Source organism: Brucella pseudogrignonensis (genome assembly GCF_031454375.1).
Taxonomy (GTDB): Bacteria; Pseudomonadota; Alphaproteobacteria; order Rhizobiales; family Rhizobiaceae; genus Brucella; species Brucella pseudogrignonensis_A.
The window spans coordinates 65,898-77,787 of sequence record NZ_JAVDQT010000004.1; the positions used below are offsets into that span (position 1 = coordinate 65,898).

Below are 11,890 nucleotides of genomic sequence, written 5' to 3' on the forward strand. Positions count from 1 at the left end.
TTAAAATCACATGCTTATGATGGCGATCCGGTTAATTTACTCATATCCAGCTCAACGCGCAGAATGTCACCGGGTTTAATTTCGGTGCGTTCGTTGGCGACAATCTCCTCAAACGTTCCTTTGACATTGCGACTGATGGTAAAAACCAGCTTTTGACGCATATCAGAAGACGAAATATTGCCTGAAGACTTGGCAATTTCTGCCATAGTCTGAAGCTGCGCATTGGCGCGCAGTTCCATGCGCGCAATATTCAGATCCAGTTCCTGCAAACTCGTTGCCGCTTCGCTTTTGCGAACTTCCTCCAGATTGGCGATGCGCTGTTGAACAGCCAATTGGTTTTGCCTTGCGCGCGCCAGAAACGATGCCAGTTCCAATGCATCACGGCGAGTTGCGGAAAGATCGCGTTCCATATCACGAAGGTTGGATTTTGCAGCTAAACCACGATCCACCAGTGACTTACTTGAATCGACATTTTCTTGTAGCAGCTGAATTTCGGCGTCATGAAGCTTCATACTCTGCTGAAGCGTCTGAATTTCATCGCCATAACTGGCCGCTTGTGCTTCCAGCGCCTGCCGTTCTGCGGCCAGATTATTGCGACGCACATTGAACAGCGTCTTTTCACCTTCCAGCATATGCTGGCTTAGGGCATTGGCCTGTTTATTGGCGGCGGGCTGATCCGGCAGGTCATATTTAAACTCCGTGCCGTTCAACTCTGCCTGCAACCGAACACGCCGAATATTAGTAGTTGTGATCTGCATTTGCAGATCAGCATATTCCTGTTGAGCCGTGATCAACTGCATTCCTGCGGTTACGGCTGGCGCCTCGCCTTTGCCTGCGCCTCCACCTAATGCCATGAGTTCGAGCGCGACCATTCCCGGACGAAACTCGTATTTACCCGGCGCTTTTACATCGCCAACAATGAAAACCGGCGCATATTGATTGATTGCAGCCGTCACGGTTAGTCCTGGAATATGCTGGGAAAGCGAGGCCGCAATCTTTTCACTGATCTGCGGCGTCGTGAGGCCGCTGACGTTGATATTGCCAACCACCGGATAGCCGATATTGCCGTCCACATCAACCGGATAAAGCCCCGTCAAAGATGGCTGACCATAAACTGTGACCTGCAAGACATCATTCGGACTGATGCGATAGGCCTGAGTTTGAGCCGGTATTTGTTGTTGTGCAATTGCTCCATGGCCTGCACCAAACATAATGAAGCCCGATAGCATCGCCGTCCTGAAGCGCGACATCAAATGAGAGTGCTTTGATTGTTCTGACATTTTGCCCTCTCATGCCTGATCTTCTGCGTTGGCCGCAGACCGATTGCGCAGATTCAATTTTGAACGCAGGAATGCTTTGCTCTTTCTCGCCATAGGCCTGCAATAAGCCAAAGCAATATTGAGCCAGCTACGATAAGAGGTTGAAAACTGGTTGACGACAGCAAGTGCTGGTTTGCGTCCCATTAAAGCCATCGTCTGGATAAGCGCATGGTTTGCATAATGGTCTTTCTGGTCGGGCTGCACGACCAGAAGTGTCGTGTCAGTCGCACGCGACAGCAGAACGGTCCGCTTGTCCTCCATAGCTGCCGGCAGATCGACGAGAATGATCTTATGATCGACGCGAAGCTGAACAATCAGATCCAAAAGCCACTCACCTTCCTGACGCTGATCACCCGGCGTTATAATATCGATACCCGAACCATGATCATGGATAAGCGTCGCGCCTGAAAGCTGACGGTCAGGTAGCGCAAAGCCATCCTCATTCACCGGCAACCCGAACGCTTCTGATAATCTGGAATGCCGGTTGGTCGCGTCGATGACGGCGACTGCAACGCCGGAAGCTGCAAATTGTTGCGCAAGCGCTGTAATCAGCAGCGTTTTTCCCTCATTTTCAGTGAGTGACACCACCGAGAGGGCGAGTGAATCGCGGCCCCGCGTGAGCACGCGCAAACGATCATAAACCGACTTGATTGCGCGCCCAAAAGGGCTGGTTGGATCGAGCCCACGATTAACAAGCAGCGGCACAGTCAGGTGATTTGATAGTGGGAGCAATGTTGCCGCCGGAATCCCCGGCAGTGCAAAAGAAGCAGTTTGTGCCGGGCGGATTTTGTCGAAAGTTTCTCTCAGGACAGTGCCTAACAGTGAAACCATGGCGCCCAAACCCAAACCAAGCAACAGCCAGTTTGCAAGATTAGGACTGGCTTTTGCCGTCGCAGGTTCTGCGGCCGAAATCATTTGCGCTTCTGGCACAGCAATACCGTCCTGCTCTATCAATTGCTTGTAGCGCGTGAGATAGCTTTCATACACCGTGCGGCTGGCATTGGCTTCACGGTCAAGCTGCACAGCACTTACCTGTGCCTGATTGGCATCCCCCAATTCAGCCTCAGCACTTTTCAGCGCAGCTTCAAGACCTGTGCGTCGTTGCAAAGCAATCTGAATTTCATTGCTGAGACTTTTGATGATTTCGTCAACCTGTGCGGTAATCTGCTGTTTAAGAGCCTCACTTTCGGCCATGAGCACGGGAATTTCAGCACTCTTCAAAGCACCATTAGATCGCAACTCATCAAGTTGACGCTCAACGCGTGCCTGCTCGTTTTTCAGCGATTGTATGGCAGGCGAAGCGAGCACTTCCGTCAATGCTGGTGCTTCATTATTGGTTTTTAGCTGCTCAGCAGTGCGCAACCGCGCTTCTGCAAGTGACACTGCGCCCGTTGCAGCAACAATTTCAGTATTCAGAGCCGCAACACGTTGCGCCTGAAAACTGACCTGCCCTGGATCACCTGCAAGGCGCGACTTTTGCCGGAAATCTTCGGCGGCTCGTTCAGCATCTTCAAGGTTCTTGCGCAGAGTAACAAGCTTTTCGCCGAGCCACTCGCTGACACGGCGGGCCGCCGATTGCTGCACATCGATCTGATGGTCAAGATAGGCCGTAACGAAGGCATTGGCGACTTTTGCCGCATAAACCGGATCGGAAGCACGATAAGAAATGAATATCGTATAGGACCGGCCATCATTATTTACGCGAAGACGCGAAAGCAAAAGATCGATGCGCTGCCGTTCGCGCGCTTCAGCATCCACCCCACGATCGCCGCGTTGCTGTGCGGCTGTATCAGAAGCAGATGACAGAACTGTACGCGACCGGAACTCGGTCGGAACAAAGATATTCTCGGCCTGCAAAATGTCGATCACCTTGCGCGCCATCATACGCGAACTAATGATATCAAGTTCGGAGCGCAGGACCGGGCTATCCTGTGGCAAAGGCGTTATAGCGCTTTCATTGGGCAGCGCCTGAACACGGCGCATATCCAGCACGAGCACAGATTCAGAAACATAACTGACGGGCGCGGTAAGATAGCCCGCAAAACCAATGCAAGCTCCTGCAACCACTGGCACAATCAGTAGCATCCGTCTTCGCCTGATCGTTTCGAGCAGATCAGCCAGCGGCTGCCGCGCGTTTGCTGATGAAACGTCGGAGATAATCACTGAAAGTCTCCTTCAGAGCACATCCCGAAACGTGTGAAACGACTTTCGATATAGATGTGCGTTAGACAAGGATTTGTAACGTCGATCTCACCATGCAGACCAAAACGCGCGCTCAAGCATTTTCAGAGACAGAACCATTGTGTGGCCGTCTTACTGAATGTCGGAAAACGACGTTTCCGAAGGGAACAACTCATTGATAATACAAGCAACTTCTGTTCGGTTGGACGCCTTGAGCTTTTTCATAATGTTTCGGATATGAACCTTCACAGTGCTTTCACGCAGCTTCAGTTCATAAGCAATGATCTTGTTGGCTTTGCCGCGACGCAACGCATTAACTACTTCCGCCTGACGCTGGGTGAACATGCCCCCCAAGGGCTGAAGCCTGTGCGAATTGGGATCAGTGGCATGACGCAGCGCCAGCACACTGCTTGCCGGAACAAAGGTTCCACCCGCCATAGCAAGGCGTAATGCTTCCACGCATACATTCACATTCACCGATGTCGGGATATAGCCTTTGACACCGTAATCAAGTGCTTTGAGCACCTGCGAAATGTCTTCTTTATCTGCAAGGATAATAACCGGAGCCGGCGCACAATCATTAACAATGCGATTGAGGTAATTCCCCACCGCAGGGTCCGAAACCTTCTGTCCGCCGATATTGAACAGGACCGCGCCAACGGTTCGGCCGCGACGCTGATGTTGCCATTGTTCAAAGGAACTGAAGGTTGCAATCGACATCTCAACACTGTGATTTGTCAGCCCATGCGCAAGACATTCACGATCCAACGCACGATTATCGATAATAACAAGTAATGGCAACAGACTGTCGAAAGAATCCTCTGATTTGAAAGATGCATCTTTCGGCATAACGTGACTATTATTTTTTATTTCACTTGTTCTGCTGTTAAAATGCGGAGAAAAGTTCATTTTTTCGCCCTCGAAACCGATTTATGCGCATGATTCATTGCCTTCAATTCTCAACAATGAAGCGCGGCGGTTGCCTGTTTTCTAATTTTTCTGAGATATATTTATAACCCCGTAATCAATTCTTGTTTTTGCTTTTATTGATTAAAAGATTGCCCGAATTTTAGTGCAGTGTCATTAACCTAGATTAGGCAGTTATGTGAAATATGGTTTAGTAAAATACGAGAAACATACGCAATTAGTGGTAGAAATTACTACCTTGCCAAAATATCCACGCTCACTGACACTTATTAAGCGTGCAGACTTCTCCAAAACTTCAAAAAAATGAAGCGCCATAGAATCAGTCTCCAGATACTGTTCAGGCAGCGGCAGGGTAAGTGCCCATGATGGTGAATACTGACGATTCAAAAACGCTGCGCCACTTTCTGGAGAGCCCACCTATCCGTGCGGCCTTTGAGGAAAGCGATTATGCTATTCTCGGTGCACTTCCAGTTTCCGTAAAAACCTATGCACCCCATAGTGTCGTCAGCAGTCAGGGCGACTGGGCAAACTCACTCCATATCGTTAAAGCGGGGTGGGGCTGTATCTATCGTGATCTGGTTGATGGCGATCGCCAAATTCTGGACTTCCCAATGAAAGGCGATTTTCTTGGCTTCCGGACTGGAATCGGATTTAATTATTATACATTTCTATCCGTGACAGAACTCTCCGTCTTCGAGCTTTCTCTTGATCACCTGACCGAGTGTTTGGTGAAATCGCCCCGACTAGCAATGACCTTCATCGAACTTATGGCGCGACAACGCGCTATTCTTGTCGAGCATGTCATCAGCATTGGGCGACGCAGTGCGCTTGTTCGGGTCGCACATCTGTTGCTGGAACTAGGCCATCGTGCGCGTTTAAACGGCACCGGCAATGATGTATCTTTTTACTGCCCTCTCACCCAAACGGAATTGGGTGACGCATTGGGGCTAACATCTATTCATATCAATAGAATGCTACGCGAATTACGCAGCAATCACCTGCTGAGCTTCCGTAACAATATGGTCGAGTTTTTAAACAAGCCAGTTCTTACGCAAGTTGCAAGCTTTGACGAAGACTATCTGAGTATGGAAATTTTCCAGCGTTTTCATATGAACAGTCCGCCACATTGGTAAAAATAGCGGGATATTTTAGGGTCGAAAAAACGCCCAGAATGTTTGACAATAATAGTTAGTCGACAAGAGCGGGCGACTGGCTATGCTCGTCGCTGCGCCGAAGCTCGGATAACATCTGACCGTGGTTGATTAAATTACGCAGATCGCAATCAAGACAAGCAAGCCGCCCATCGCTCGTCTCAATACTCAAGTCAGCAATAGTGAAGTCATCAAAGGCCGCCACAAAAGAGCGCATTGCAGCTTGCAGCAGCATTCCGAAAGCCGAATTGGAACCAGCTTGCTCTGATGCCTGCGCATGATCTTCAAAACCGGGCTGTACCAATCGCAACACCGTGCCAACATTGATTGTATGCGCTGGCCGGGCCAGACGAATGCCGCCCCCACGCCCCCGTGTTCCAACCAAAAAGCCGTGGTGAATCAAGTCCGACACGATCTGCGCTGCGTGATCTTTTGTCGTTCCGGTCGCTTCTGCTGCATCGCGGGTTGTCACCGCATTATCGCCAGCGGCTCTTGCACAAAGCACGAGAAGTTCAATCGAAAGCTCAGCTTGTCTGGTAAATCGCATTGCAACAATCTTTACTTCATATCGTCGTTGATCTCAAAGCTCTGCGCGCCCCGGAGCCGCATCACCGATAAAGAAAACCATTCGCAACCAATGCCGACACAGTGAACCCTGGATTATGCTTCTGGTTTCCTGAAATGGATACGCCCATCCATCATCGCCGCAGCAAGGTCAAATCAGATCGCGGAAACCTTCGCGCACCAAGGCATGAACGCGGCGAAAGGCTGCTTCTGCACCGGCAACAACGCGTTCTTCTTCGGCATGGGTGAGGTCAATTGAATCAAGCGCTGCTGTGAAACTGCGCCAATGAAGGCCACGACCTTCTGGCGCTCCAGCGAGATGTCGGGCTCCAAATTCTTCAGAAAGGTCGAGCTTCAGCGCTTCTTTGAGCAAAAACGCTGCCCCAAGGTTTGAACCTTCGGCAACATAGAGCCAACCAAGAGCCGTTGGCAGATCGACTTCACTGGCTGCTGCGAAAGCCGGCTCACCATCATCAGCAGGAAAATCAAACCCAAGATCGCGCAAGTCCTGAGCAACCAGTTCAAAACGGCGGCGCCCCTTCAAATCTGGAAGCACTGCGTCGAGCTGCAAATCATCATAAAGCGCATCAATATCGCGGTGAAACTGGTATTGCACTTTTACAAACAGGGAATAGCGTTCACGGCTTGCGAAGGGATCACAGGCCATGATGCTCTGATCGAGACGCTCGTGAGTGCCAGTTGTGCGCGCCTTTAAGCGCTTGGAACGTGAAAGCACAATTGGCTTCTCTAATGTCGTAACGTCAGTCATATTTAGTCATTCCTGTTCTCGGGAAGATTTGCAGGCTGTTATGAGCCGACAACGCATCTCTAATTAGTAAGACGTTTGGGAGCAGCTTTTTTTGCATAATCAGAGCAAAAAAATCACTCTTTGACAAAATGTCGCACCTCCAGGTTAAATCCAATGATACTAAAGTGTCAGAGGTGCGAGGTCTTAAATCCAAAACGACGGTATTTTCGGTCTCAAACAAATCAAATGCGCCCGTCATAGAACCGCATTTTGGCTGGCATATTTGCCCTGTTGAAAGTCCGCTGCCGAAACCGGATAGCCAAACAGCCACCCTTGTCCAACTGCATCTGAATGCAGCTTGAGCACATAGGCCAATTGCTCGGGCTTTTCTATCCCTTCGACCACCAGCTTCAAATCGAGACGCCGTGCAATATTGCAGATATTCTCAACAATCTCGGCGCTGACCGCCTCGGTTCCAATGGCCTGTGTAAACATCCTATCCACTTTGATACCGTCGATAGGCAACTTTGCCAGATAAGCCAAGTTGGAATAACCCGTACCAAAATCATCAATGAAGAACTTATAATCAAGCCGGTTAAACGATGTCATTCCCTCGATGAGATGATTGTGGTGGGCTGTTGAGCGTTCCGTTATTTCTAATATGATTTGATGCGCCGACAGATCATGACGCTTCACCTCTTCATCAAGAAAATTACGCAATGACATATCCAACACGTCTTCAGCAGATACATTAATGCTGAGATAAAAATCCTCATTCGTTTTGAGCAAAGACTGCATCTCATTGAGCGCATTTCGTATAACCAGACGTGTCACATCGCCAATAATACCCATCTCCTCCGCAACTGGAATAAACACCTCTGGAGAGATCGGATTTTTGAGATCATCATATAAACGCGCAAGCACCTCAGCGCCCACGATTTTCTCGTCGCGCAATCGAACAAGAGGCTGATAGACGACATTAAATCGCTCAAGGGCGATTGATCTTTTGATCTGTTGCGGCAACGATGAATGCCCGCGCCGCCAGCGCACCGCAGCGATACCAAGCACGCCACCAACCACGGCACCCAGCCCCCCTATCGTCAACAACACGCCAATCGGTTGTTGCAACATGCTCACGCCAGACCGCCCAACAATAACGCATATATCGACATCATCAGAACAACTGGACACAAGCCGACGCGAACGCAAATCGTACCAAGCCAGTTTGTTGGGCTTAAAGGTCTGCAAGATACTTGCATCGCCAAATGAGCGATAGATATGCTGGCCATCATGGCTGATAACATAAGCACTTAAATTATCTTTCAGACGCTCGGAGTTCTCAAAGGCAAATGGCGATGTGAAGGTGATAGAAGATCCCTTCGCCAGCATGTCAACGCCATTGGAATGTTGGCCGATATTTGTAGCATTCACCCATAGTTGATGCCCATCCTTCACAATTTTATCAGAAGGCGGCAAAGGTTCAGGCTGCAAAAGCCGCCCCCACAAAGCGGTACATAACAGGTGATTGTCTTGTACGCGCCCGACATCACTCATAAAATGAGAGTTAAACGCAATGCGACGCATTGCTGTTAAATCATCATCAGAGCATATTTTGCTATCATGATTATTGAGGGCGGATAGTGTATTCTTACCGTCATTAGCAACGTCGATTGCATGCGAGAGAAGAGTATCGCGATATTCGTTTAACTGGGCATAGGAAAGGCGAACCAATTCAAGCTGCCCCAAGAAAATGGAAAACAATGCACCAATAATGACAGCCAGCGTAATAAACAGCCTGTTATTGCCATTACGAATGCTTAACATTAGAGCTAATTCCCTCAAGGTCAGGCTTACATCTCTTACATATACAAGTATCCAAATATTTAACCGGCGTCCTTAGTATTTTTCCTATTTATAAAAATATTTATCAGCGTGGAAAACATAGTAAATTCTGCGAAAAAATTCACCACACAAAGTAACCTTTTAACCACGGTTAAACAGTCGAAATAATGAATTTCTCACGGCTAACATATGCTCGCAACAGCGTTTGAAGTTGGCACCAAACACCCCAAATTTTGTTTTAAGACACATCCTCATCCCAAGTCTGTTGATATTTTTGAGGATACTAATCGCGCGATAATGGCAGCTTGCTACCAGCAAGATGCCGCTCAGTCAGTGCCCGCTCCTCAACAATCGAATAACGAAACCGGAAAAGCTTGGCGGGACGCCCACCAGTTTCACTATCGCTTTCACCCGTTTCCTCAACCAAATCCTGTTGCTCGATCAACCGACGAAAATTCTGTTTGTGAAGACGTAAACCCGCCAGCGCTTCAACCGTTCTCTGAAGTTGCAGAAGCGTAAAATTGTCAGGCATCAACTCAAAAACAACAGGGCGATATTTGATCTTGGCACGAAGCCGCGCAATAGCCGTTGCCAGAATACGACGGTGATCGGCAAACATATGTTGCCCATTTTCTGCACTCGCGATACCCGCCTCGCTTACAAGGCCAGCCTCATAAAGAAGCTCATAGCGCTGAAGCACAAGATCTTCATTCCAGCGCTCGCCGTTAAGCCCAAACGAAAATGCTGCACGCCTTAGCCTCTGCGATACAACTTCAGCAGATTTGGCTGTATGCGCCCATGCAGTGAGACGATCACTCAATTGATGCACGCCATCCGGCACGCCCTGCCTGTGATCTTCCCATGGCAAATAATCGTACCAGCCCCGCCAGCTCGCCTGATGAGAAGCCACATCCACCTCCCGAACAAGTCCGAGATAGCTGATTGAGATTATGCGCTCCCCCTGTCGATGGCGATCACGATCCGCAAATGTATAGAGCTGTTCAAGATAACCTACAGGATGCGCCGTTTCGGCCTGCACCCAGGCACGCAATCCAGATTGCAGAGATCTGTGCTCAGATTCAAACGGACCGGAAGGAAGAGCAATGCCTTGCCGAACAGTCATAATACGAGGCTGTTCGCCGGTAACTGCGGAAAGTGCTGCAATCAACTCCGTATGAGCAAAATCATCAGTCAATCAAGCGCTGCTTTCGTCAAAACTCTCTTATGTATAGTCTCCCAAACAATAAGGTATAGTTTTTCAATACGCTACCGCAGATAGCCATTCGAAACGCGGTTTTCGGCGAACCAGTGGTCAAAACTGATGGTCATGGTGTCACATCAAACCCAAACCATTTCATCGATAGTCGTTTAATTGTGCCATCCGCTTTTGCGCTATCAATCGCTTCGTTAAAATCCTTCAGCAATTGCGTATCGCTTTTTCTGATACCAACACCCACGCCCCGGCCAAGAACGCTGCCGAGATAGAATGGACCTGTAAGTGCAAGTTTTTCATACCCTGGAATTTTGGCTGTCGCGCTCAAAAATGCTCTGGAATTGACAACAGCATCTATCCTGCCACTCATCAAATCCAGAAGACCTTCTTCACCGGACCTGTATTCACGCACGGTAAATGCATCGCGAAAGTATGCTTGGACCAACGCATCATCGACAGTCCCTTTGGTTACGCCCACGATGGCACCAGCCAAAGCTGCGCGTACTTCTTTCACCGTGTTTTTAGCAATGCTGGGGTCTTGCGAGAGAAACAGGGTTTGGTTGGTTTGCGGTAAGTTCTGATAACGCCCCCCCTTGAGCGTGGCAAAAACCTGCGGGGTAAGGCTATAAGACGTTGAAAAATCGATAATCTGTTCGCGTGCAGCTGTCGCCGTCAGCCCAGCCATAATGACATCAAATTTGCCCGCATTCAGCCCCGTTATCAGGCCATCAAACGGCTGCGCTACAAACGTGCATTCAACTTTCATGTGCTGGCAAAGATATTTGCCAAGTTCGATTTCATAGCCGTCCAAGGTGCCATCTGGCCGCGTAAAATTGTAGGGACGCAGATAACCTTCCGTGGCAATAGATAGTTGCGCCGCAGCAAAGGTCTGCCCAGTCAGAACCAAAGACATAAGGCCAGTAACAACCGTAGAAGATAAAAGCTGAAAAAGTCTCATCACAAACCTGAAATAAATAAGGAATATATTTCAGATGTTTAGGTGATTTTTACAAACGCAATTTCTAGGGTACAAAATAAAACGCCGCCCAATGGGCGGCGTTTCAATAAGTTTACATCATTCAGATTATGGCGTTACGTCGAAGCCGAACCACTTTTCGGAAAGCTTCTTGATCGTGCCATCAGCCTTGGCGGCTTCAATGGCTTCGTTAAACATCGCCTGAAGTTCTGGCTCGTTTTTACGAATGCCGACAGCAACACCACGTCCAAGAATGCCGCCCTTGAAGAATGGGCCAGTCATAACGAGGTCTTCATTGCCCGGCTTCTTGGCAGCATCTGAAAGGTAAGCAAGCGAAGCAACAACCAGATCAACGCGACCGGACTTCAGGTCGAGATCGTGCTGGTCGGTGGTCTTGTATTCGCGGATGTCAGCCGAATCCTTGAAGTACTTGTCGAGAAGCGAAAGGCCAAGCGAAGCGGTCTGAACGCCAACAGTGCGGCCCTTGATTTCAGCAGCAACGTCGTCGATTGCCTTCTGAGAGGCAGCCTCATCCTTAGCAAGATAAAGCGTTTCGCCCGTGTGTGGCAGCTTCGCAAATGGGCTATCTTTCAGCGTGGCGAAAGTCTGCGGCGTCAGGCCATAGGAGACGGTGAAGTCAATGGTTTCTTCGCGCTTTGGCGTAGCGGTAAGGCCAGCCATGATCGCGTCGAACTTGCCAGCATTGAGTGCTGGAATGATGCCGTCAAAAGGCTGTGCAACCAGCGTGCACTCAACCTTCATACGTGCGCAAAGATCTTTGTAGAGATCAACTTCGTAACCGTCCAGCGTGCCGTCTGGCTTGGTGAAGTTATACGGACGGAAAGCGCCTTCGGTCGCAATCGTGATCTTGTCCCACTTCTTGCCCTCTGCATGAGCAGAAGCGGTTGTGAGAACCAGTGCCGAAACGAACAGGGCTTTGAACAATCCTGTGGTCTTCATTTGACTTAC

Annotated in this window: 10 protein-coding genes; 1 reads left to right on the top strand and 9 read right to left on the bottom strand. The window is 49.3% G+C overall.

Going from position 1 to position 11,890, the window contains the following annotated elements; all coding sequences use genetic code 11:
* Positions 1–14: 14 nt before the first annotated feature.
* From J2782_RS13630 to J2782_RS13640, 3 genes are all read right to left on the bottom strand, one after another.
* Positions 15–1,211 carry a polysaccharide biosynthesis/export family protein gene (locus J2782_RS13630; RefSeq protein WP_310013880.1) on the bottom strand — a complete coding sequence of 399 codons (1,197 nt, stop codon included), beginning with the start codon at positions 1,209–1,211 and terminating at the stop codon, positions 15–17.
* Positions 1,212–1,289: 78 nt separating this feature from the next.
* Positions 1,290–3,482, bottom strand: coding sequence for a GumC family protein (locus tag J2782_RS13635; protein WP_310013463.1), 2,193 nt, complete (start codon positions 3,480–3,482; stop codon positions 1,290–1,292).
* A gap of 150 nt (positions 3,483–3,632) precedes the next feature.
* Positions 3,633–4,349, bottom strand: a complete 717-nt coding sequence (locus J2782_RS13640; protein ID WP_310013464.1) for a response regulator transcription factor — start codon at positions 4,347–4,349, stop codon at positions 3,633–3,635.
* 440 nt (positions 4,350–4,789) lie between these two features.
* Between J2782_RS13640 and J2782_RS13645 the strand changes: the two genes are divergently transcribed.
* Positions 4,790–5,560, top strand: a complete 771-nt coding sequence (locus J2782_RS13645) for a Crp/Fnr family transcriptional regulator (protein ID WP_310013466.1) — start codon at positions 4,790–4,792, stop codon at positions 5,558–5,560.
* Positions 5,561–5,615: 55 nt separating this feature from the next.
* Here J2782_RS13645 and J2782_RS13650 read toward each other — a convergent pair whose 3' ends face one another.
* The 6 genes from J2782_RS13650 to J2782_RS13675 all read right to left on the bottom strand — a co-directional run bounded on the left by J2782_RS13650 (position 5,616) and on the right by J2782_RS13675 (position 11,881).
* Positions 5,616–6,125, bottom strand: coding sequence for an Rrf2 family transcriptional regulator (locus J2782_RS13650; protein ID WP_310013467.1), 510 nt, complete (start codon positions 6,123–6,125; stop codon positions 5,616–5,618).
* Between the two features lie 168 nt (positions 6,126–6,293).
* Positions 6,294–6,911, bottom strand: coding sequence for a biliverdin-producing heme oxygenase (locus J2782_RS13655; RefSeq protein WP_310013469.1), 618 nt, complete (start codon positions 6,909–6,911; stop codon positions 6,294–6,296).
* Between the two features lie 234 nt (positions 6,912–7,145).
* Positions 7,146–8,714 carry an EAL domain-containing protein gene (locus J2782_RS13660; protein ID WP_310013471.1) on the bottom strand — a complete coding sequence of 523 codons (1,569 nt, stop codon included), beginning with the start codon at positions 8,712–8,714 and terminating at the stop codon, positions 7,146–7,148.
* Positions 8,715–9,015: 301 nt separating this feature from the next.
* On the bottom strand, positions 9,016–9,927 hold the full coding sequence (locus J2782_RS13665) for an NUDIX hydrolase (protein ID WP_310013473.1): 912 nt from the start codon (positions 9,925–9,927) through the stop codon (positions 9,016–9,018).
* Positions 9,928–10,057: 130 nt separating this feature from the next.
* Positions 10,058–10,903: a transporter substrate-binding domain-containing protein gene (locus J2782_RS13670; protein ID WP_310013474.1), complete on the bottom strand. Its 846-nt coding sequence runs from the start codon at positions 10,901–10,903 to the stop codon at positions 10,058–10,060.
* A 126-nt stretch (positions 10,904–11,029) separates the two neighbouring features.
* The gene (locus J2782_RS13675; protein ID WP_310013476.1) at positions 11,030–11,881 is read right to left on the bottom strand and encodes a transporter substrate-binding domain-containing protein; all 852 of its coding nucleotides are present in this window, start codon (positions 11,879–11,881) and stop codon (positions 11,030–11,032) included.
* Positions 11,882–11,890 lie beyond the last annotated feature (9 nt).